Source organism: Enterococcus sp. AAFC-DPL-5182 (genome assembly GCF_058216605.1).
Genome location: NZ_CM177101.1, coordinates 3,755,512 through 3,778,326 on the forward strand (window position 1 = coordinate 3,755,512; position 22,815 = coordinate 3,778,326).

The 22,815-nt window shown below is 34.6% G+C and carries 20 protein-coding genes and 2 pseudogenes; 20 read left to right on the forward strand and 2 right to left on the reverse strand.

What is annotated here, in order from left to right; genetic code table 11:
* The first annotated feature begins 5 nt into the window (after positions 1-5).
* From essB to AC4BB7_RS17655, 8 genes are all read left to right on the forward strand, one after another.
* A complete protein-coding gene (essB, locus tag AC4BB7_RS17620; RefSeq protein ID WP_086314724.1) occupies positions 6-1,232 on the forward strand; it encodes a type VII secretion protein EssB in 1,227 nt (408 codons plus the stop codon).
* Entirely contained in the window at positions 1,233-5,714 is a 4,482-nt protein-coding gene (gene essC / locus AC4BB7_RS17625) for a type VII secretion protein EssC (protein WP_490483926.1), read from the forward strand.
* A 4-nt stretch (positions 5,715-5,718) separates the two neighbouring features.
* Positions 5,719-6,156 carry a YwqH-like family protein gene (locus AC4BB7_RS17630; RefSeq protein ID WP_086314726.1) on the forward strand — a complete coding sequence of 146 codons (438 nt, stop codon included), beginning with the start codon at positions 5,719-5,721 and terminating at the stop codon, positions 6,154-6,156.
* Positions 6,157-6,180: 24 nt separating this feature from the next.
* Positions 6,181-6,447, forward strand: a complete 267-nt coding sequence (locus tag AC4BB7_RS17635; RefSeq protein ID WP_086314727.1) for a TIGR04197 family type VII secretion effector — start codon at positions 6,181-6,183, stop codon at positions 6,445-6,447.
* Positions 6,444-7,856 (forward strand): T7SS effector LXG polymorphic toxin, encoded by a 1,413-nt coding sequence (locus AC4BB7_RS17640; RefSeq protein ID WP_086314728.1) that lies wholly within the window; start codon positions 6,444-6,446, stop codon positions 7,854-7,856. Before AC4BB7_RS17635 ends, AC4BB7_RS17640 begins: the two co-directional genes overlap by 4 nt.
* A 64-nt stretch (positions 7,857-7,920) precedes the next feature.
* Positions 7,921-8,685, forward strand: a complete 765-nt coding sequence (locus tag AC4BB7_RS17645) for a hypothetical protein (protein WP_086314729.1) — start codon at positions 7,921-7,923, stop codon at positions 8,683-8,685.
* Positions 8,682-9,137 carry a DUF5085 family protein gene (locus tag AC4BB7_RS17650; protein ID WP_086314730.1) on the forward strand — a complete coding sequence of 152 codons (456 nt, stop codon included), beginning with the start codon at positions 8,682-8,684 and terminating at the stop codon, positions 9,135-9,137. Before AC4BB7_RS17645 ends, AC4BB7_RS17650 begins: the two co-directional genes overlap by 4 nt.
* Positions 9,134-9,604, forward strand: a complete 471-nt coding sequence (locus tag AC4BB7_RS17655) for a DUF5085 family protein (RefSeq protein ID WP_490483927.1) — start codon at positions 9,134-9,136, stop codon at positions 9,602-9,604. Before AC4BB7_RS17650 ends, AC4BB7_RS17655 begins: the two co-directional genes overlap by 4 nt.
* 67 nt (positions 9,605-9,671) lie before the next feature.
* On the opposite strand, the gene AC4BB7_RS17660 is transcribed toward AC4BB7_RS17655, so the two are convergent.
* Positions 9,672-10,142 carry a helix-turn-helix domain-containing protein gene (locus tag AC4BB7_RS17660; RefSeq protein WP_170923029.1) on the reverse strand — a complete coding sequence of 157 codons (471 nt, stop codon included), beginning with the start codon at positions 10,140-10,142 and terminating at the stop codon, positions 9,672-9,674.
* A gap of 314 nt (positions 10,143-10,456) precedes the next feature.
* Here AC4BB7_RS17660 and AC4BB7_RS17665 point away from each other — a divergent pair, with 314 nt between their 5' ends.
* The 10 genes and pseudogenes from AC4BB7_RS17665 (at position 10,457) to AC4BB7_RS17710 (ending at position 19,206) form a co-directional block, all read left to right on the forward strand.
* Positions 10,457-10,756, forward strand: coding sequence for a hypothetical protein (locus AC4BB7_RS17665; protein WP_086314733.1), 300 nt, complete (start codon positions 10,457-10,459; stop codon positions 10,754-10,756).
* Between the two features lie 120 nt (positions 10,757-10,876).
* Positions 10,877-14,125: pseudogene (gene essC / locus AC4BB7_RS17670) on the forward strand (type VII secretion protein EssC); the annotation flags it as partial.
* Positions 14,126-14,136: 11 nt separating this feature from the next.
* A complete protein-coding gene (locus AC4BB7_RS17675; RefSeq protein ID WP_490483928.1) occupies positions 14,137-15,288 on the forward strand; it encodes a hypothetical protein in 1,152 nt (383 codons plus the stop codon).
* Positions 15,275-15,556: a TIGR04197 family type VII secretion effector gene (locus tag AC4BB7_RS17680; protein WP_490483929.1), complete on the forward strand. Its 282-nt coding sequence runs from the start codon at positions 15,275-15,277 to the stop codon at positions 15,554-15,556. The genes AC4BB7_RS17675 and AC4BB7_RS17680 overlap by 14 nt, the downstream gene beginning before the upstream one ends.
* 17 nt (positions 15,557-15,573) lie before the next feature.
* Positions 15,574-16,971 (forward strand): T7SS effector LXG polymorphic toxin, encoded by a 1,398-nt coding sequence (locus AC4BB7_RS17685; protein WP_490483930.1) that lies wholly within the window; start codon positions 15,574-15,576, stop codon positions 16,969-16,971.
* A gap of 3 nt (positions 16,972-16,974) precedes the next feature.
* Complete coding sequence (locus AC4BB7_RS17690; protein ID WP_490483931.1) at positions 16,975-17,445, forward strand: hypothetical protein; 471 nt, start codon at positions 16,975-16,977, stop codon at positions 17,443-17,445.
* Positions 17,446-17,449: 4 nt separating this feature from the next.
* The gene (locus tag AC4BB7_RS17695) at positions 17,450-17,848 is read left to right on the forward strand and encodes a hypothetical protein (RefSeq protein ID WP_490483932.1); all 399 of its coding nucleotides are present in this window, start codon (positions 17,450-17,452) and stop codon (positions 17,846-17,848) included.
* 19 nt (positions 17,849-17,867) lie between these two features.
* Positions 17,868-18,290 carry a hypothetical protein gene (locus tag AC4BB7_RS17700; RefSeq protein ID WP_490483933.1) on the forward strand — a complete coding sequence of 141 codons (423 nt, stop codon included), beginning with the start codon at positions 17,868-17,870 and terminating at the stop codon, positions 18,288-18,290.
* 17 nt (positions 18,291-18,307) lie between these two features.
* Positions 18,308-18,760 carry a hypothetical protein gene (locus AC4BB7_RS17705; protein WP_490483934.1) on the forward strand — a complete coding sequence of 151 codons (453 nt, stop codon included), beginning with the start codon at positions 18,308-18,310 and terminating at the stop codon, positions 18,758-18,760.
* A 65-nt stretch (positions 18,761-18,825) separates the two neighbouring features.
* Positions 18,826-19,206, forward strand: a complete 381-nt coding sequence (locus tag AC4BB7_RS17710) for a hypothetical protein (RefSeq protein WP_490483935.1) — start codon at positions 18,826-18,828, stop codon at positions 19,204-19,206.
* Positions 19,207-19,269: 63 nt separating this feature from the next.
* Here AC4BB7_RS17710 and AC4BB7_RS17715 read toward each other — a convergent pair whose 3' ends face one another.
* Complete coding sequence (locus AC4BB7_RS17715; protein WP_490483936.1) at positions 19,270-19,479, reverse strand: helix-turn-helix domain-containing protein; 210 nt, start codon at positions 19,477-19,479, stop codon at positions 19,270-19,272.
* Positions 19,480-19,809: 330 nt separating this feature from the next.
* Here AC4BB7_RS17715 and AC4BB7_RS17720 point away from each other — a divergent pair, with 330 nt between their 5' ends.
* Both AC4BB7_RS17720 and essC (AC4BB7_RS17725) read left to right on the forward strand, forming a co-directional pair.
* Entirely contained in the window at positions 19,810-20,115 is a 306-nt protein-coding gene (locus tag AC4BB7_RS17720) for a hypothetical protein (protein WP_490483937.1), read from the forward strand.
* A gap of 116 nt (positions 20,116-20,231) precedes the next feature.
* Positions 20,232-22,747: pseudogene (essC, locus tag AC4BB7_RS17725) on the forward strand (type VII secretion protein EssC); the annotation flags it as partial.
* Between the last annotated feature and the right edge of the window lie 68 nt (positions 22,748-22,815).

The following is a 22,815-nucleotide window of genomic DNA, read 5'->3' on the forward strand; positions in this document are numbered from 1 at the left end:
AATAGATGGAGACAACGAAAAAAACAGACGTAATTATTGAAAAACACACATATGAATTTAACAAAACAGCAGAAAATTGGACGCTTGCCTTAAGAAAATCGGAAGTTCAAGTCCATGAAGAAAAAGACTTGGCTTTACTTAAAGTCGCTCATCCCTTATTGATGGATACGAGCATCTATTGGGAAGAAGATGCCGTGACATTTACTTATGAACTGCCAAAAGAGCGTATCACTTTTGATGAATTAAAAGCCGCTTCTAAAGAAGAAAAACTACGCGCCATGGCAAATATGGCCGCAATCGAACAATTATTAGATTTACCATTAACCTTCTTTATTCATCCAGAAAATATTTTATTTGATTACAACTTATTACCGAAAGTCGCTTATCGAGGATTAGAAGGCAAAATGCCGCCAAAAGTCACAAATAACGAATTACTTTTAAGACAATACAAAAGCTTGATTGTGGCTTTATTTGAAAAGAAACAAGATTTTTCAAAGCTCTATGAAGGACAACTAGAAATCAAAAAAGGCTCCGAATTTATTCAAACGATTCTAAAAAAAGAAAGCTTTGAAGAAATCAGACAATACCTTGTTGAAAGCTATGATCATACAGTAGAACGCACAAAAAAAACCATTAAAAAAGTCAGCAAAACAAAATTCCAAGTCATGAAACAACTATCGATTTGGATGACTGTTTTATCCGTCTTTTTAGTCGTTCCTTTAGCTTACCTACTCTTTTTCCGCTTGCCATTTTTAGATCGTATGCAAGACACTGACACTGCCTTCTTGAAAAATGACTATGAAGCTGTGATCACAACCTTGGAACCTGTTAAGACAGCTAAAATTCCATTTACGCAAAAATACGAATTAGCCTTTAGCTTCATTCAAGGAGAAGCCTTACAAGAGCAACAGAAAAAAGTCATTTTAAACAATGTAACACTACGTTCTGACGAAAATTATTTAGATTACTGGATCGAAAACGGTCGTGGAAATCTTGATGAAGCCTTAGATGTAGCGAAAAACTTAGAAGATTCTGATTTGATTTTATATGGTATCACACAAAAAATCGAACAAGTTCGAAAAGATACGAAAATGACTGGAACTGAAAAAGAAGAAACGATCGGCAAATTAGAAGCCGACTATAAGAAATACAAAGAAAAACGTGACGAAAGTGTAAATGCTGCAGCAGAAGCAGAAAAGACACAAGGATCGACTGCTCAGGAGGGAAATTAGATGACCAAGACACAAGCCATCATCTACCTTCAAGGCTATCGCTATCAATTGACCCTTGATGAAGAAAAAGTTCAACAGATTGGTCCCGACAATCAAGCAGCACTTCACTTGCCATTGCTACCAGAAACAGATGCTTTTACGATCGAAAATAAAGAGGACCAATGGGTGTTGACGCACCAAGAGACTGAATATGTCTTAAATTTTGCTACACCTCTCTCCTTCTCTTTATCAGATGAACAAGAAGTGACTGTTATTTTAGCACCTGAGACGAAGCTCCATATCTTCGATCTATTAGACAAAAAAGAAATCATTTTAAGTACCGATAAAGGCGCAACGCTTGAATTACCAAATGATCATTTAGCTGAGCCACTTTCTGCTATCTTGAAAAAACAAGATGATCAGTGGGCTTTGACACGTATCTCCGGTGAATTGATGATCAACAACCAGTTATTTACCGAGACCGACTATGTATTGCACAAAGGAGACGAGCTGTCTTTCTTACACCACACGTTGAAGATCTTTACGCATGAAATCCATGCAACAGAAGGCACGATCGTGAAATCTGACTTATGTGAAATTTACACCTCTCGTTACGATGTCTATGAAGATTACCCAGATTTCCACCGTTCACCACGGATCATTTACCGTGAACCAGAAGAAAAAATGATGATCAATGCCCCAAGTGAACCAAACAATAAACAACAAGACCAACTGATCAAAACGATTTTACCACCGATCGTGATGTTGATGGTCACTGTTGCAATGGCCTTTTTCAGACCGAACGGCTTATTCGTCTTAGCCAGTGCGGCAACGACCTTGATCACGATTATTTTCTCGATCACGAATTACTTTAAAGGAAAAAAAGAGCACAAACAAAGCTTGATCGACCGTGAAGTCAGTTATAAGAAATATTTAGTCGATAAATCAGTAGAGTTACACCAACTGAATCAAGAACAAAAACAAGGGCAACTCTATCACTATCCAAACGTTTCAGAATTGTTGGATATGACAAAAACTTACAGCCCAAGAATTTATGAAAAAACACCGTTGCACTTTGACTTTCTCTTCTATCGTTTGGGATTAGGAACACTTGGTTCTTCAAGTGAGATTACCTATTCTAACAAAGAACGTGGGAAAGAAACGGATGATTTAGAAAAAAGTGGGTATGAGCTTTATACGAAAAGTTTAGAGCTGGAAGATATGCCGATTGTTGCTAATTTAGTTAATGGACCTGTTGGGTATATTGGTCCTAGAAACTTAGTGTTAGAACAGCTTCATTTATTGGTTAACCAGTTATCTGTCTTCCATAGTTACCATGATCTACAGTTTATCTCAATTTTCCCAGAAGCAGAAAAAGACCAATGGGAATGGATGCGCTGGTTGCCTCATGCGACGATGCAAGACGTGAATGTGCGTGGGTTTGTCTATAACCAACGTAGCCGTGACCAAGTGTTGAATAGTTTGAATCAAATCTTGAAAAACCGTAAAAATTCCATGGAAGAAAACCGCAATAGCCGTGACAGCACCATCTTCTCCCCTCATTATGTGGTGATGATTACCGATGAGAAGTTGATTTTGGATCATGTCATCATGGAGTTCTTCAATGAAGATCCGAGTGAATTGGGTTGTAGCGTGATTTTTGTGGAAGATGTTATGAGTAGTTTATCGGATAATATCATAACGGTTATCGATATCCGTGACCGAAATACTGGGGTTCTCTTGTTGGAAGAAGGAAAATTGATGAACAAGTCATTCCAATTGGATCACTTCCCTGCTGAATTCAACAAAGAACAATTGCCAAGATTACTTGCGCCATTGAATCACTTACAGAACTTGAAATCAAGTATTCCTGAAGCTGTTACTTTCCTAGAAATGTACGGCATCGAGAAATTTGATGAGTTTAATGTGACCCAACGTTGGGCTGAACATTCTCCACATAAAACCTTAGCTGTGCCTTTGGGTTTGCGTGGAAAAGACGATATTGTCTATTTGAACTTACATGAAAAAGCCCACGGACCTCATGGCTTAGTCGCTGGGACAACAGGTTCGGGTAAATCCGAGATCGTGCAGAGTTATATCTTGAGTTTAGCGGTAAATTTCCATCCTTACGACGTAGCTTTCCTACTGATTGACTACAAAGGTGGAGGAATGGCGAACTTGTTCCGTAACCTACCTCACTTATTAGGGAGTATTACCAACCTAGATGGCGCTCAAAGTATGCGTGCCTTAATCTCGATCAATGCCGAGCTAAAACGCCGTCAGCGCCTTTTCTCAGAGAATAACGTGAATCATATCAATCAATATCAAAAATTATATAAAAATGGCGATGTTTCTGAACCAATGCCTCACCTCTTCTTAATTTCAGATGAGTTTGCGGAGTTGAAATCAGAACAGCCTGAGTTTATGAAGGAACTCGTTTCCACTGCTCGTATTGGGCGTTCGTTGGGGATTCACTTGATCCTTGCGACGCAAAAACCAAGTGGTGTGGTCAATGATCAAATCTGGAGTAACTCGAAATTTAAATTAGCGTTGAAAGTGGCAGATAAAGCCGATTCGATGGAAATGTTGAAAACGCCAGATGCGGCGGAAATTACTCAAGCTGGGCGTGCTTACTTGCAAGTGGGGAATAATGAGATTTATGAATTGTTCCAAAGCGCTTGGAGTGGTGCGGATTATCAGCCTGAGAAAGATGACCAACAGATTGAAGATCATACGATTTATCTAGTTAACGACCTTGGTCAGTATGAGATTTTAAGTGAAGATTTAAGTGGTTTGGAAAATGCGGATGATGTGAAACAGATTCCGACTGAATTGGATGCCATTATTGATGGGATTCATGAAGTAGCGGAACGTGAGAATATCATCCCACTTCCACGTCCTTGGTTACCGCCTTTGGAAGAACGGATTGCTTCTTCTACCCTTCATCCTGTGAACTTTAGAGAAGAATGGTTGACGGAGAAACAACCGCTTGAACCTGTTTTGGGTGTGGTAGATGTGCCGAGTATGCAGGCGCAGAATACGTTGCGTTTGAATATGACGCAAGAAGGTCATATGACGGTGTTTAGTAGTCCTGGTTATGGTAAGAGTACGTTTATGCAGACCGTTGTAATGGATTTGGCGAGAGTGCATAGTCCTGAAAGATTGAATGTTTACTTGCTTGATTTTGGGACGAATGGACTTCTGCCGTTGAAGAAATTACCGCATGTGGCAGATACGATGAGTATTGATGAAGAAGAGAAAATTGAGAAGTTTGCGAGACGGATTAATGATGAGTTGAAACGACGGAAGAAATTGTTGAGTGAGTTTTCTGTGGCAAGTTTGGATATGTATGAACGTGCTAGTGGGAAAGAAGAACCGATCATTCTTATCTTGTTAGATGGATTTGAAGGATTGAAAGATGCGAAGTTCAATGAAATTCTTGAAAAAGTCATTACTCAAGTAGCTCGTGAAGGTGCTGGGATTGGGGTTCATTTACTTCTTTCTGCAGGTAGACAAAACTCTCTGAAAGCCATCCTTTCAAGTAATATCAAGACACAAATTGTGTTGAAAATGATCGACGATAGTGAACCAAGAGCCATCGTTGGACGGACAACATTGACCATTGATGATTTACCTGGGCGTGGGTTGATTAAGTTGGACGAACCTGAACTGTTCCAAGCAGCATTACCAGCTGATGGTGAAGATACACTACAGATCATCGAAGCAATTCAAGAAGAAGTTAACCAGATGGATCAACATTGGACAGGTGAAAGACCTGAACCGATTCCGATGGTTCCTGAAATACTTTACTTTGAAGAATTTAAACAGAAAAAACAAGTCCAAGAGCTTTCACTAAGAGGAATACTACCATTAGGTGTAGATTTTGAAGAAGTTCAACCAGTTGCTATTAATTTAGATGATTCTGGCCATTTGTCAGTGATGGGTGAGTCAAATAATACTTTCATGCCATTAAAACGTTCTATTCTCTCAAGCATGGAGCTTTTAACTGGAAATATGCAAACGATGGTTATTGATACAGGAAAAATTACAGATGGAATAAACCTGAATGTTAATACTTATATATCCAAAGAAGAAAATATCAAACAAATGAAGCCTTTAATATTGCAAGAAATTCAAAATCAAGTAGCTGAAAAACAAACGCCTAAAAGAATAATATACATTACAGATATTGAAAAATTTATTGAGTTAGTTGACTTGACTGAAGATGAATTAAAACTTCTTTTACAAGTAAATGAAATAAACAACATTCACTTCATATTGGCTGGATCCCACCAATATATGGCACGTACTAGAATTGGATTACCACGTTTGTTTAAAGAATTAGTAAAAACTGCTATTTTCCCTATGCGTATCTCCGATCAAGAATATATTGAAAAGCCATATATTTCAAGAGAACCAGAATTAGAAAAAAATGCTGCTCATTATAGTGTAGATAAACAATTTATAAAAATAAAGTTTGCTGTGTCTGAAAAGGAGGAATAATTTTATGACAACTGATGCTAAAGAAAAAGCACAAAAAGCGGCGATGCGAACTCAACTCCGCATACAATTAAATACTGAAACTTTACATTTAAATACTTTAAAAACAGAAAAATCTACTTTGGAAGCAAAAATAAAAAAATTAGAAACAGCAATTAAAAATATTCAATCTTCTAAAGAGACTTTTGATTCTAGTAGTACTACCTTAGGTAGTACTACTATAGAAAGCTCGTTTTGGCAAGGTGAAAATGCAACCAAAGCAAATACAGAATACTCTACTATAAAAGAAAATACTACTACTGCTAAAACAAAAATAGAAGACGGCTTACAAAAAATAGAAGATAAACTAACTGAATTAGAAGAAGAATTAATTGAACTAGAATCTAGGGTAGTTAATCAAGAAGCATCGGTTGCTGACCTAGCAAATCTATTAGCAACTATATAAATTAGACATAAGAAGGTGAAGTAAATGGGAGATAAGATAAAATTTGATCCAAAGGAATTTGAAGACAAAATCAGTAAATTCTCAACGGGAGGGACAGATCTGTCTATGGATGTTACAGACTCTATTTCTGAAACTGATATAGAACCCTACACTTCTTTTAAGACCGTTCAACAATCTTTGAGCCAATTTTTAGGAACTTATCAGTCTTTGATTGAATCTGATATCACACAAATGAAAAGTATCGGTGCAGCATTAGTAGAAACTGATAAAAGAATAGGAGGTAAAAAATGACAACTGTAAAAATTAGTGAAGTCCAAGATTGGAGCAATAACCTCTCTACTTTTACAACTGAATTTTCTGGAAAACTTGACACATTAAAAGAAGCCTCAAATGGTTTAGCCACACTAGAATCATTTGACGGGAACGGCGCAGGATCTGTTAAAAACTATTTAAAAGATACACATTCAAAATTAGCAGAAAGCTATAAAGAAGCTGTCTCATCCTTCTCTGATGAAGTAAAACGATCATTAACAGATTTTTCAAGTCAAGTAGATAATTCAGGGGATTGTGTTATAAAAAAAAGCGAGATTGAAACTTTCAAAACAACCGTTGAAACACAATACAAATCTGTAAAAACAAGTTTAAAAACAATTAATACAGAATTTTCAAACGTTAGTAGTATTTGCTCAGTATCTAAAATAGAGTTGACAGAAGCTAATGAAGCTTGGACAGAGTTAAAAAAGATTATTAAAACGATGTTTGAAGATTTACAAACCTTTGAAAGTAGCTTTTCTGGTGTATTATCAATATTTTCTACACAACTAGATGGGTTAAATCAAGTTAGTCAAACAATGGGGCAAATTGGTGAAGTAGGCTTGAATAACTACAATGCTAAAAATTTTAGTAAACTTAATGATGTTTGGGGAAATCTAGACATTTTAAAAGATGGATACAAATTAGGTAAGGGACTAAAATTTTTTGAGCAATGCATAAAAGATGGTAGCCTAGTATTAGTAGAAAATGCAAATGGACAAAAAATATGGAAAGTTACTACTAAAAAATTATATGATATGATAAATACTACACGACGTCCGTGGAGATCTGGTAGTCAATTTAGATATGTTAGCGAATGGAATGGAACTTTTAAGTCGGGAACAATGGGATTATTTGAAGAGAAATTTCAATTACCTAATACTCATCCTGCATATTTAAAGCCAGGTGGACTTAAAAATTCCGTTAAAGGAATTGGAAGTGCTACTTGGAAAGGAGCACTTGATGATTTCAAGCCAAGTAGTTTCAAAGGGCTAAATAACTTAGGAAGAGGTCTTTTTATTGCAAATGTCGGTATGTCTGCATGGGATAATTTTAGTGATGCTCATAATGATCCTAGCTTGACCACTACTGAGGCTAATTTTGCAGGAGCAGTCAATACTGCGACTGATGTAGCTATAGGTGGTGCAACATGGGCGGGTTCTATGGCTACTGCTGCAGCGATTGGTACCGCCATATGTCCAGGAGGTGGAACTGTTGCAGCTGTAGCTGTTACTGCTGGGGCAATAGGAATATCAATAGGTGTTAACTGGGTGTTAGATAAGACAGGAATAAAAGATACTGTAAAAGATATAGGCAAAGGAGCTGTAAAAGCTGTATCAGGAGGCTTAAATTGGGCAGGAAAAAAACTTGGGAGTTTCTTTTCTTAATAAGAATGAACTACGGGTTTTCTGATAAATTTTGTTTGATAAAATCACAAGAAGAGGAAAAAATATGTTAAAAAAACTAAGCTTAAAACAATTTGATGAAAAACAGTTAGATAGATGGGGAGCTGCTATTCAATTTGGAAGTACTGATAAGAAACGACTAGCAACTTTGCATTTAGCTCTATATTTTTTAGGAGTAATATTAATGTTAGGAATTTTAATTATCCCTTCTAGATACGACTTTCAATTAGGATGGATAGAACGGATATCTTTTGTATTGACCCTAGGTCTATTTATTTATATGGCCATATTATTAATATTAAATAGACAATCAGTACCTTCTCCTAAAGCTGAAATCTATAATACTTTAAGCTTAGGAATTGGCTCTATTTGGGTAGTCTTGTTCTTTTTTAATCTATTTTTACTCATGTCAAACGTATTTTTTTCTGAAAATAAATATAATAAATGGTTTATAGTATATAAAGAAAGATTTGCCACTATAACTACTATATTATTCTTATTCCTAATTGTAGTCTTATTTATAGGCTATTCCTATGACATTGTTCATAGAACAAAAAAAGGAAAACTAAAAAAATTAACTGAAAAAGATAAAAAAGAAGGTGAAAAACTTACAAGTTATGCATCTATAGGAGCAGTCCTAGGTATTGTTATAATGAAATTACTTACACCAGGAGAATCTTTTCTAGCCATAATCATGTTACTTCTTTCTTATTTACTCATTTTTTTCGTACCAAGGATATTTATTTTAACCTATTTAAAAATTAGATTTCCAGAGAAATATTTAACTAGCAGAATGGAGAATGAACATTGAAAATAGAGCAACGGCCACTATACATGAAGAACTTAATTAATTTTTCAAGAGAAATTTTACCAAAGGAATGGGAAACTGGTCTAAATACATTACAAGTTCTGGAATTGAACGAAGGCCTGTACCAATCTGGTCCATTATTCTTTTCTATAAAAGATATTCAAGATCATGAAGAAAAATCCTTTACATTTTATATGCCAATAAATTGGGCAACTGAGATTCCGCCTGAATTGGATTCATTAACTTTCACAGAAGAATTATCAATTCGAAACGCAGTAATGTTACGACAAGCTGATAATGAGGACAACTTTCTTGCAGCAAGAGAAAAAATTGAACAATATGCAAAAGAAAATCAAATAACTTTAGAAGACACTTCTTATGTTATTTGCACAGATGTTTTTGGAGAATACGTATTAGATATCTACATTCCCATAAAGGATGTGTCAATAAAATGATTGTGGAAGGGCAAAAAATTGAATACAGAAATATAATATCAAAATATTATACTTTTATTCCAGCTGAAATGCAGTTAGCCATAGATGATTTTTTCGAAACAATTAGAGAGAATAAATTAACACCAAATGGTTCTTTTTTCTACTCCATTAATACCTATAACCAAAAAGATACTTCAGAACCCATATTGGCTGAATTCTTTCTCCCAGTTCAAGAGAATAATGTGGAAATAGATATGGAAATTTTAAATTTCCGAACCTACTTTGCTGTTTCTGATATGATTATGACACGAATTGATCATGATTTTGAAAATAAAACTCTAGAAAGTTACGGTAAGTTATTAGAGTATACAGACAAACAAGGTATGGAATTAACTGCTCCATTTTTCCATCTTTTAAAAATTATGGATGATATAAGCTATCTGCAAATTTATTTAGGTGCGACAAGAATCTTTGAGTATCAAAAATAATCATTAAATTAAAGAGAGTATCAAACAAATCTCAAATAATTTGTTTGATACTCTCTTTTTACTTATCTTAACATTCTTTATTCAAAAAAGTATCGGCTATTTTGATACGTTCAATTTCTCGCACTATATATTTTTCAACATTTGTTTTAAAAATAAATTCATTGTAATTTATCAATAAATCCATATTCTGTTTCTCCAAGTATGGATATTCATTAATCAGCTTTTCCAAAACACTCTTTTCATCCCCAACTTCCAAGTTACGAAAAATCTCAGCTTGTAAATGTGCTTCGTTATTGATTATTTTTAATAACTTATTGATGTTCTCACTTTGACTGTGGTAACCAAATAAAACATTTGGATCGACTCTAAAAAATTGAAGAATCTTCTCTATTTTTTCTGGTGGTGGAAAGGTAACCCCATTCTCATATTTATAAATTGTTTGACCACTCACTCCAAGTTTTGTACCTAGTTCATCTTGAGTTAGATTTCTTTTTATTCTTAATTGTTTTAATGACTCCTGAAAATTTTCACTTAACAAGCATATCACCTCTCCTTATCTATTTTAGATTATTAAATCAAAAAATTCAATCTAATCTAGACTACAAAACATTGACAACCATATAAAGATTGTTTAAAATAAATTATAGTCTTAACAAGACTATAATTTACCAAATACTTTTAAAAGGAGGTACTATAATAGATTGATTTTACAATTCAAAGTAACAAAAAAGCAGAGTTCTAAAAATAAGAAATGAATTTCTTAAATTAAAACTCCACCATAGACAAGTAGAGTATACCATACATTTAAGAAATTCTCCAAGTCACTCACGAAAAATTGAAGGGAGAATTATAATGAACAAAATTAAACCATTAACCACCACAACTAAAAATAAGCCAATTTACAACAACATCACTCAACAAGATATTCAGTCTTTAGGTATCACACTAAAACAACTTGATTCATGGAACCTTGTATTAAATCTACTACATCAATTTTTTAATGAAAATCCACAACCTCTAGATAAGGAAAAGGTCATGAGTGAATACTATGTTTGCGCTAAATTATTCACCAACTTTCATAACGATTTTTACCAACTTTCAAAAAAGATTAATAAGCAGATCGAAAAGTTACAACAAAAAGAAAAAATATAAGTCCCCTTACCTTCCAAAGTCAAAAATTACTATTTTGAGTAATTTTTGACTTTTTCTTTTGAATCAAAATATCCATTCTTTCTTTATGTTAAACTTAATATAAAAGAATGAAATACATAGCTTTATCAATTAGTAAACCAGTTACCTGCCTTCCATAGTTACCATGATTTACAATTTATCTCGATTTTCCCAGAAGCAGAAAAAGACCAATGGGAATGGATGCGTTGGTTGCCTCATGCGACAATGCAAGATGTCAATGTACGTGGGTTTGTCTATAACCAACGGAGCCGTGACCAAGTCTTGAATAGTTTGAATCAAATCTTGAAAAACCGTAAAAATTCCATGGAAGAAAACCGCAATAGCCGTGACAGCACCATCTTCTCCCCTCATTATGTGGTGATGATTACCGATGAGAAGTTGATTTTGGATCATGTCATCATGGAGTTCTTCAATGAAGATCCGAGTGAATTGGGTTGTAGCGTGATTTTCGTGGAAGATGTCATGAGTAGTTTATCAGATAATATCAAAACAGTTATCGATATCCGTGACCGCAATACTGGGGTTCTCTTGTTGGAAGAAGGAAAATTGATGAACAAGTCATTCCAATTGGATCACTTCCCTACTGAATTTAATAAAGAACAATTACCACGTTTGTTGGCACCATTGAATCACTTACAAAACTTGAAATCAAGTATTCCTGAAGCTGTTACTTTCCTAGAAATGTACGGCATCGAGAAATTTGATGAGTTTAATGTGACCCAACGTTGGGCAGAACATTCTCCACATAAAACGTTGGCAGTACCGCTTGGTTTGCGTGGAAAAGACGATATCGTGTACTTGAACTTACATGAAAAAGCCCACGGACCTCATGGGTTAGTCGCTGGGACAACAGGTTCGGGTAAATCCGAGATCGTGCAGAGTTATATCTTGAGTTTAGCGGTAAATTTCCATCCTTACGACGTAGCTTTCCTACTGATTGACTACAAAGGTGGAGGAATGGCGAACTTGTTCCGTAACCTGCCCCACTTGTTAGGGAGTATTACCAACCTAGATGGCGCTCAAAGTATGCGTGCCTTAATCTCGATCAATGCCGAGCTAAAACGCCGTCAGCGCCTTTTCTCGGAGAATAACGTGAATCATATCAATCAGTATCAAAAATTATATAAAAATGGCGATGTTTCTGAGCCTATGCCTCACCTCTTCCTAATTTCGGATGAGTTTGCGGAATTGAAATCAGAACAGCCTGAGTTTATGAAAGAACTTGTTTCCACGGCTCGTATTGGGCGTTCGTTGGGGATTCACTTGATTCTTGCGACACAAAAACCTAGTGGTGTGGTCAATGATCAAATTTGGAGTAACTCGAAATTTAAATTAGCGTTGAAAGTGGCGGATAAAGCCGATTCGATGGAAATGTTGAAAACGCCAGATGCGGCGGAAATCACGCAAGCTGGGCGTGCCTACTTGCAAGTTGGGAATAATGAGATTTATGAATTGTTCCAAAGTGCTTGGAGTGGTGCGGATTATCAGCCTGAGAAAGATGACCAACAGATTGAAGATCATACGATTTATTTAGTTAACGATCTTGGTCAGTATGAGATTCTAAGTGAAGATCTAAGTGGACTTGAAAATGCGGATGATGTGAAACAGATTCCGACTGAACTCGATGCCATTATTGATGGGATTCATGAAGTAGCGGAACGGGAAAATATCACACCACTACCGAGACCTTGGTTACCGCCGTTGGAAGAACGGATTGCTTCTTCAACCCTTCATCCTGTGGACTTTAGAGAAGAATGGTTGACAGAGAAACAGCCGCTTGAACCTGTTTTGGGTGTGGTGGATGTGCCGAGTATGCAGGCGCAGAATACATTGCGTTTGAATATGACGCAAGAAGGTCATATGACCGTGTTTAGTAGTCCTGGGTATGGAAAGAGTACATTTATGCAGACGGTTGTAATGGATTTGGCGAGAGTGCATAGTCCTGAAAGATTGAATGTGTATCTATTGGACTTTGGGACGAATGGGTTACTTCCATTGAAAAAATTACCGCATGTGGCAGATACGATGAGTATTGATGAAGAAGAGAAAATCGAGAAGTTTGCACGTAGAATCAATGATGAATTGAAACGTCGTAAGAAGCTTCTTAGTGAGTATTCTGTGGCTAGTTTGGATATGTATGAACGAGCTAGTGGGAAAGAAGAACCGATTATTTTGATTCTGTTAGATGGTTTTGAAGGAATGAAAGGTGCTAAGTTTGAAGAGATTCTTGAGAAAGTGATCACTCAAGTGGCTCGTGAAGGTGCTGGGATTGGACTTCACCTCTTACTTTCTGCGGGACGTCAAAACTCAATGCGCATGACGCTTTCAAGTAATATCAAGACGCAAATTGTGTTGAAAATGATCGATGATTCCGAGCCAAGAGCGATTGTTGGACGGACGACATTGACGATCGATGATTTGCCTGGTCGTGGCTTGATTAAGTTGGAAGAACCTGAATTATTCCAGACTGCCCTTCCAGCTGATGGTGAAGATACATTGCAGATTATTGAAGCGATTCAAGAAGAAGTAAATGAGATGGATCAACATTGGACGGGGGCTAGACCTGAACCTATTCCTATGGTGCCAGAAGTTCTTTACTTTGAAGAATTCAAACAGAAAAAACAAGTTCAAAAAGCTTTAGAAGTATATGGGCATGTACCAATCGGATTGGATTTCAATTTAGCTGAACCAGTTTCTGTAAATTACGTTAAACATAATACTGTACTCTTAACAAGTTCATCAGAAGATAATGTAGATTTCTTGCTCTCAATAATAAAAATGACAAGTTTAAAGACAAATTTAGATTTACACATATTAGATACTCAACAATTTGATTTATTAGATAGTAAAAGCTTAGCTACTAGCTATTTAAATGAAATTAATGATATATCTGATTTAATTGAAGAAATTCATGAGGAAATGACGGATAGACAAGAAGAATATCTAGATGAAATAAAAGAAAATGGAACAATATCACCTGATAAGTTCTATAACAAATACGATGAAACTCTATTAATTTGGAACCGTCCATTAGAGGTTTATGAACAATTTGATACTCAGATAAAGAAATTAATTGATGAGATTATAGATTCTGAAGGAAAAACTGGAATAAGTATAGTTTTTGCAAGCCAAGTTGGTGATTTAACTAAATCATATACTGACTTAGCTAAAAAATTGAAAGCAAATAGTTCCGCGGTTATAGCAATGAGAATGTCGGATCAAACATTGTTCCCTCCTCATACACGAATTATGAATGAGCCTATTTTAGAGAGAAAAGAAGCCTATTTATATGAATCTGGTGATGTTTGTAAAATTAAAGTTATCGAATAGGAGGTTTTTCTATGATTAATAAAATAAATAACTTATCACTTATAGTAAATGAACATGATTACGGTAGAGAAACAACTTATGTTACTTTAGGAATTTCAGGAGGATTTTGTACAGATGGTTTATATGAAACGGAGAGTAAAAATTTTTACCATATAAATAAAGCCACTTCACTTATTTTTTCAATGATGGTGAAAATGCACCTGAAAAGCAACTATAGAAAAAGATGTAAAATCAAGGTAAACAAAACTAGTTTTGATATAACCATCAAAACAAATCAAAGAAAATACGACGATGATCTTTTTGATCTATTAAATACTGTTTATTCCAAAGATTTTTTTAATGAAGAACTATTTATAGATGCTAAAGAGACAGTACTTGAAGATTTTACTGATAAGTATTCAAACATCAAATTTAAGGCATATTTGAATATGCTAGAATTCTCAGATAATAACAAGGCATTTAAATTTACTGATTTAGCCAAGGATATTAAAAATATTACTTTTGTCGATTTTGAACCAGCAATAGAAAAGTTAATTACTTTTAAAAACAGCGTTTTATTAATAAATGGACAAATAAATTCCGAAGCAGAAAAATTCGTTCAATTTATTTTAGACCACGGTAAGGAAGAACAGGATATTCAATTAACATATCCTGTTTCCGATCCGTATTTAGAAACTGACATGCACCTGATTCAATATGATAAAGCCAATTTAGAAATGGGCGCATTGAAATTCAACTTTTTGGGACAAGACATCTCTTTGGAAGAAAGATACCTAGTGCTAAATTACATTGGAATGATACTGTTTTCTAATAATTTTGATGTAAATGTTGACAGTATAGATAATAGTATTATTTATATGGACACCCCTTTACAAGAATATAAAAACAAAATTTATGAACTATTTAATGAGTCAAATTTTGATGAAATCAAAACTGAACTACTATCTATCAATAACAAAATTATTCTTGAAAAACCGTATATGTTTAATGATCTATTCGCTAGCTTACTACTAAACAATATTGACTATATTAAATATTTAGATTTATTAACCAACAGCAATAAACCATATTTAAAAGAATTACTTTATAAAAGTGATTTAAAAATCACTGAAGCCCATTTAATTTTTAAAGAAAGGGAGGTTTTTGCAAATGGCAAAGGATAAAATTGCAATAAAACCAGAAGTACTGGATGGCGAAATAAGCAGTGCTAAAAGTGCTATTTCAGAAGTTAAAGGAATAAAATATGAGGTAGAAACAAAGCGTACGATTTTAACCAGTGTGGATAAATACAAAGAAAGTATCTCCTTATTAAATGAATCACTTAAAAGCTTTGCTACACTTTTGGATAATGATGTTAAAAACTTAGAGTTAATTAAAGCAGAGTGGTTAAATCTTGATAAAGTGGTAATTGATAAAATCTTCAATAATTAAAAAGAAGGAGAAAAAATATGCCTAGATTAGTAAACGATGAGCTAACGCAAATGTTAAGTGACATAAAAAAAGCCGAGCAAACAGCTTCTGATGCTCTATATGGTCAATTCAAAGCAATGACAAAAATTGTTGGCACAGATAGTTTTGAGGGTGGTGGAGCTGACGATTACAAACAGTATGTTTCAAATGTGGATATAAATTATTTGAATAGCTTCCTAAATTTAATTAAAGAAACTACTACTGCAATAACTGAGATAAAGGATTCATTCACTTCATTTGAATCTGACAGTTCTGGAATTGTTGGTTCCGGAACTCTTGGTGATACAAAAGATGCTCTTACAACAAAAAAAAGTGCTTTTACTGATCTTATTACTGAGATAGAAACTGTAAATAGTCAGGCTGAAGAATATATAACAGTCAAGAAAATAAGCAGTAGCAACGTTGAGAGTGACTACGACAATATTGTGAAGTCGGTGGAAACTATTAAGAGTGACCTGTCTACTACGAACGATACTGCTTTATCGAAAGCTGATAGTTTGTATCAACGTATTCAGGAACTTAAAAATTGTGTCGATAAAATTTCTACAGAGTATCATAGTAATGGGAAAATTGATTATAAAAAAGCTAAGCAAATTCCTAAGGAAAAATGGTATACTGTGGAAGAGCCTGTGGCTTTAGCAGAGGTATCTCTAAATGATCCATATGCATATGAGATCTTTGGAGATGTTGGAGCTCAAAGCCAGTGGGCAGGAGGATTGAACTCTGAAATCTATTTATCTGTTTATGCAAAAGCACATGAATATAAACTTAGAATGGAAAAAGGGGATTTTTACAGAAAAGTAGAAGGTGAATACACAGGAGCAGGTATAGGTGTTTATGGTCAGGCTACGGACTTTGCAAAAGCAAAAGGAGATGCCAGTTTAATAAATGCAGGTTTTAATGGGAAGATCGGTTTAAATAAGGATTATAAAGGGGCTTCAATCAGTGGTGATATGTCTTTAGCCAAAGCAGATGGATCAATCGTTTTAGGTACCGATAATTTCAATGGATATCTTAAAGGGAATGCCGAGTTGCTATCAGCTTCTGGACATGCTGAATTTGAGTTTGAAAATGATAGGTTTGCTATTGGATTAGGTGGTAAAGCTAGTGGTGCTAATGTATCTTATACTGGAGGGATGTCATTCTTAGAATATGATAAAGGCGATGGTAAAGGGAACCTTTTTGGTATACAGGGCGGACCAAAACTGGATGCAGGAGCTAGCGCAAATTTTTCTTTATCTGGAGAAAAAGCTATGAGTTTTGGACCTGTCGATATCAATGCTGTTAGTCTAAACTTAGGTGGTTCTTTAGGATTTGGATTCGATCTAGCTTTAACGTTACCTATTCCAACTTTAAATTTTGGCTGGGGGTTATAACTCATGATAAATAAATTAAAAAATAAGTGGTGGTTATTCACTATTTTATCGGGTATTCTTATGTATCTTGATCCTTATTTTGGGTTGTTTTCTATTTTTATGATAATTGTTCTATTTTTTGATTTCATAATGTTTACCATTATGAAAGGACATTTTAATATCTTTTCAAAAAAAGCATTAGATGGAACTGAACATATTGATAGCATTAAAAAAGGATTTAGCAAAGAAATACTTTCTTTTAAAATCGGAAAATTATTCACTACTGTATTTATGATTTTTGTAATGCTTGTAGTAGTCATACAGAATGTAGAAATAAAAAAAATAATGGCTCCATTTTATATTTCAACTATACAAAAAAACTTTCCTTTACAGATACTTTGCATAGTACTAGCTATAGCTTCTATAATATTTTCCTTTATTCTATTTTGCTCCTATTCAGATTCATACAAAAAAAAATTAAATGAACTGGAGTAATAGTATGAAAAAATATTTATCTGTGGTACTTACCTTTCTCTTATTGGTTAGTACGTTACTAATCAACGATAATATAAAATATTATGGGCTACTCAGTTTATTTTTGTTCCTCCCCTACTTCATCCATATTGTAAATCTAGCTATACGCAAGAAATTAGCAGTAAGTGATAGCTATATTGGACAAGAAGCTAAACGACAATTAGCATTTTTTAGCAGTAAAATTTATAGAATACTTATATTAGTACCAACTATTCTTCTTGGAATAGCATTATTTATATTTTATATATTTTTAGTAGTTGCTTCAAATGAAGCGACAAAACTACAAAATATAATTCTATTATCCATGAGTGGCGCACTTCTGTTAGGATTTTTATGGCAATTTTACTTAGAGATTAAAAAATAATTACGAAAGGAATGTATATATGGGTGTACTTGAAGATTTAAAAAATAGCTTAAACTCATACAACTCTAATTTAGCGAGTGAGCGTAGTAAAGTAGCTGAATATCAGTTAAAAGTAGATGCAATTGACCGTATCTATGATGAAATGAAAGAAAAAAAGAGTACAATGAAACAACACAAAAAAGATGTTAAAACATTTTCAGATAAAGAATATACCAACTGGAAAGGTGATCTTTTTTCAAATGATTATAAAAAGAAAATCCAAGATGAACTAATTGGAGAAAGTTATGAAAAAGTTATTAGTGACATTGATAGTAACTTGGATTCCCTAAGGGATAAAAGAACATCTTTTGAAAATAAAATATTGTCTTCTAAGGGAATAATTGGAAGTTTAGAAGCCAGTATCAACTCTTTAGGAAATTCAATTGCTAAATTATTAAATTAGTTAGGAGCATTTACATTATGAGTGATAGTATTAAAATCGTAGTAGCAGAAGCACATAAAGCTCAACTAGACAATCCAAACGTTTCTACTGAGATAAAAGATGTACAGAATTATTTTGATAATGAAACATTCGATTTTAAAAAAGACACAATTAATTTTGTTTTTTTAAGTGGAGAATATTCTCAAATTAAACGAACCATGCTTGTGATGGGTGTTTTTGTAAATAAGATGGATAAACCTGTTTTAGCATTTAATACAAAATTAAAATTAAAGTTTAAATCTATAACTGCCCAAATTGCAACAGCAAAATTAACTTTTCCAGAAGAGTTTATCGGACATTTAAATACGAATGAAGGCATGATATTTCATCTAGAAATTCCTGTTAAAGGGTTAGAACAAAACCAAGTATTTAAATTTAGTGATATTGACGGTCAAATGGATGATGTAGAAGTATTAAAGGAAGAAAAATAGAACATTCATCTAGTTCGTTCAATTAATGATCTCTAATATGAAGTTAGAAAGAAGGACTAAAGTAGATGAACAGAAAAAAATTAGGATTATTGTTTCTTGGACTCCTTACAATTACTTTTTTAGTATCTTGCAAAGTCTCAAAAGATTATCAAGGTGAATGGTTTGCTTTAGACGGAGCAGGTAAACAAGTCAAATTAGAATACTCCGAAAAAGAATTAAAAATTATTGATGGGAATAAATACGAACTCTCACAGTTTGGTACTGGGGTAGAAAATAACATGAAGTATTATCAAATTAAAATTGATAAAGATAAATATGCCCTAATATATCCTGATAAAAAAGACATGGAATCTGCCGTAGTTATTAAACCTAACAATGAGGATAAACCTCTTGAAGGAAAGATACTTTTTAAAATGAACAGAAAAACTTATCCAGATAATAACTAGTTTGATTCCGTCTATAAAAAAGATAGAGTTAATTTCTTTCATCGAAATTAACTCTATCTTTTTTCATTTATCTTCAGAAACAAACTCCATAATATCCCCTGGCTGACAATCAAGAGCCACGCATATCCTCTCAATAACATCCATCGATACTTTTTCATTTGCAGAAAGCTTCGCCAAAGTAGCTGTTCCTATCCCTATTTCTTTACGTAACTGTGTTTTTGTCATTTCTTTATCTATCAATAACTTCCATAAACGATTATAAATTATCGGCATTTGCCTTACCCTCCCATTTTCTACTAACTATATTCTCAGTATAAAATGTAGATATTCTACAGTCAACATAACAAATTCGTTTAATTGAACAAATAGTTCTTAAAACGAAATAAAACCGTTGACGAAACATTCTGTTTACGGTATTATTTATTCATTAAGGCGAATATTAAATTCTTTTTATCGAACAAAAAGGAGGCTTGACTATAAATAAAAAGAAACAGAGCTTTAATGATTAAGAAATGAATTTCTTAAACTAAAACTCTACCCTAGACAAGTTGAGTATATCATACATTTAAGAAATTCTCCAAAAAAATTTAAAGGAGAAACTCAATGAATAAAATACAGCCATTAAATATTAAAAATGACAGAAATCAACCAATTAAAAATATTAGCCACCAAGATATCTACTCATTACATGACCTTTTAGAACAACTCCATTCTTGGCAAAGTGCTCTGAATCTACTAAATGATTTTTTTAGTGATAAACAACGACCTGTAAACAAGAAAAAAATCACAAGTAACTATTACGCTTGTTCACAAATTTTCTGTGCATTTCATACAGACTTTTCACAAGCATTGCAGGAAATGGAGAAACAAATTACAAAGTTGAGACAAAAAGAAAAAGTTAAATATTGAGTCACTTTCAAAGTAAAAAATTACTATTTTCAGTAGTTTTTTACTTTTTTCTTTTATCCGCTTAATTGTGTTCCCCTTTTTGTTAGTATTAAACAGAACAGACCTACGATTATGTGCTTGCTGTGCCGCTTGGCCTACGTGGAAAAGACGATATCGTGTACTTGAACTTACATGAAAAAGCCCACGGACCGCATGGATTAGTCGCTGGGACGACGGGTTCTGGTAAATCAGAGATCGTACAGAGTTATATCTTGAGTTTAGCCGTGAATTTCCATCCTTACGATGTGGCTTTCCTACTGATCGACTATAAAGGTGGAGGAATGGCGAACTTGTTCCGTAACCTCCCTCACTTATTAGGGAGTATTACCAACCTAGATGGCGCTCAAAGTATGCGTGCCTTGATATTTCCATCAATGCCGAGCTAAAACGCCGTCAGCGCCTTTTTTCGGAGAATAACGTGAATCATATCAATCAGTATCAGAAATTATATAAAAATGGCGATGTTGAAGAGCCAATGCCTCACCTCTTCTTAATTTCGGATGAGTTTGCGGAATTGAAATCAGAACAGCCTGAGTTTATGAAGGAACTCGTTTCCACTGCTCGTATTGGGCGTTCGTTGGGGATTCACTTGATTCTTGCGACGCAAAAACCTAGTGGTGTGGTCAATGATCAAATCTGGAGTAACTCGAAATTTAAATTAGCGTTGAAAGTGGCAGATAAAGCCGATTCGATGGAAATGTTGAAAACACCAGATGCCGCAGAAATCACCCAAGCTGGACGTGCCTACTTGCAAGTTGGGAATAATGAGATTTATGAATTGTTCCAAAGCGCTTGGAGTGGGGCGGATTATCAGCCTGAGAAAGATGACCAACAGATTGAGGATCATACGATTTATTTAGTTAACGACCTTGGTCAGTATGAGATTCTGAGTGAAGATTTAAGTGGTTTGGAGAATGCGGATGATGTGAAACAAATTCCAACTGAACTGGATGCCATTATTGATGGGATTCATGAAGTAGCGGAACGGGAAAATATCACACCACTACCGAGACCTTGGTTACCGCCGTTGGAAGAACGGATTGCTTCTTCAACCCTTCATCCTGTGGACTTTAGAGAAGAATGGTTGACAGAGAAACAGCCGCTGGAACCAGTCCTTGGTGTGGTGGATGTGCCGAGTATGCAGGCGCAGAATACGTTGCGTTTGAATATGACGCAAGAAGGTCATATGACGGTGTTTAGTAGTCCTGGGTATGGGAAAAGTACATTTATGCAGACGGTTGTGATGGATTTGGCGAGAGTGCATAGTCCTGAGCGGTTGAATGTTTATCTATTAGACTTTGGGACGAATGGATTGTTACCTCTTAAAAAATTACCGCATGTAGCAGATACGATGAGTATTGATGAAGAAGAGAAAATTGAGAAGTTTGCGAGAAGGATTAATGATGAGTTGGAGCGTCGTAAGAAGTTGTTGAGTGAGTTTTCTGTGGCTAGTTTGGATATGTATGAGCGTGCTAGTGGCAAAGAAGAACCGATTATCCTTATTCTTCTAGATGGTTTTGAAGGCATGAAAGATACAAAATTCAACGATATCCTTGAAAAGGTCATTACACAAGTGGCGCGTGAAGGTGCAGGTGTTGGACTTCACCTCTTACTTTCTGCGGGACGTCAAAACTCAATCAGAGCAACGCTTTCGAGTAATATCAAAACACAAATTGTCTTGAAAATGATCGATGATTCAGAACCTAGAGCAATTGTTGGTCGTACAACATTGACAATTGATGACTTACCTGGACGTGGATTGATTAAGTTGGAAGAACCAGAATTATTCCAAGCAGCATTGCCTGCCAATGGTGAAGATACACTACAAATCATTGAAGCAATTCAAGAAGAAGTAGCGCAGATGGATCAACGTTGGACTGGTGAAAGACCTGAACCGATTCCGATGGTGCCTGATATCCTTGATTTTGAAAGCTTCAAGCGGAAAAAATCAGTTCAACATGCTATGAATAATCAGCTAATCCCTCTAGGCGTTGATTATGAAGAAGTTGAAGCTGTCCCAATTGACCTAGCTAAAATGAAACACCTTGTAGCGTTCAGTGATCGTGAAGAAGTTCTAACGTTATTGCAAAAACAAATGATCTCTACTGTTAGTCAAATGGATAATGTAAAATTATTAGCCATTGATACAGAAGGTGCATTAAATCAATATCAAGAACGTATTTCAACTTATGTTTCTGGAGAACAAGTTGGACAATTTTCAGAAATGTTACTTGCTGAAATTGAGCGTAGACAAGAAAGTGGCAATACGGATGCATGGGTCGTCTTAATTGATAATATGGCGAATTTCGTGAAAGAGTCAGGGATTAAGGACGATGAATTTATCGCTATTTATGAACGTGCACCAAAAGTTGGTATTCACTTAGTGATGTACTCTTACTTGAATTTCTTAAGTGGTTACGAAGCAATTCCAAAATATATCAAAACAAATACCAAGCAAGCAATCTTAGGATTACGAAAAGCAGATCAAACATTGTTTGAGAAACCATACCAAGCAAATGAACCTTTACTTGAAGTGGATGAAGCTTACTTCTATACCAATAATGTTTACTACAAAATGAAATGCTGCAGATAATATCAGTATAAGAGTGAAGAACCTTTCACTCTTATACATAAAATTCTAACTTTAGAGGAGAGAGAACA